The following is a 611-nucleotide window of genomic DNA, read 5'->3' as shown; positions in this document are numbered from 1 at the left end:
GCGCCGGCTCGGTCGACCCGACGCTGCTGCCCGCCGATGCCGCTCACGCGCCGCCAGGCGCGATCGCCGAAGTGGCACCTGCCCGCACCGCGCTGATGGCAACAATCGCCGAGCGCATATCCAGGCATGGCGGCGCCGGCCTGTTTCTCGATTACGGCCATTTCCAGCCGGGTGTCGGGGACACGCTGCAGGCCTTGCGCAGCCACGATCACGAAGATGTGCTGGCCAATCCCGGTGAGGCCGACCTCACGTCCCACGTCGATTTCGCCGCCCTTGCCGCGATCGCGCGTGCACATGGCCTCGAAGCCCATCTGACGACACAGGGCGACTTCCTGCTCGGCATGGGCATCCTCGAGCGCGCCGGCCGCCTTGGCGCCGATGCCGGTCAGGCGGCGCGCGAAAGGATCGCCGGCGACGTCGAGCGCCTCGCCGGGCCGCAAGCCATGGGCGAGCTGTTCAAGGTGCTTGCGGTGCTGCCTCGCGGCGTGGCGGTTCGGCCCTTTGCCGAGGCGGATTGACTTTTTACCGCCGCCCCTCCCAATCTCCCGTCCGCGCTTTGCAGCCTGTTCTCGACCAAGCACCTTCTTCTTGACGAAACCGCCCACACGGAC

1 protein-coding gene is annotated in these 611 nt (G+C 68.7%); it reads left to right on the top strand.

What is annotated here, in order from left to right; genetic code table 11:
* Nucleotides 1–518 (top strand): SAM-dependent methyltransferase (locus EN879_RS38090; RefSeq protein ID WP_206521115.1); only part of this gene is annotated, 518 nt, incomplete at its 5' end.
* Nucleotides 519–611: the final 93 nt, after the last annotated feature.

This window comes from Mesorhizobium sp. M7A.F.Ca.AU.002.02.1.1, from assembly GCF_003998535.1.
GTDB lineage: Bacteria > Pseudomonadota > Alphaproteobacteria > Rhizobiales > Rhizobiaceae > Mesorhizobium > Mesorhizobium ciceri.
The sequence above is the reverse complement of the archived record's forward strand: the minus strand, read 5'-3'. Positions and strand labels throughout refer to the sequence as shown.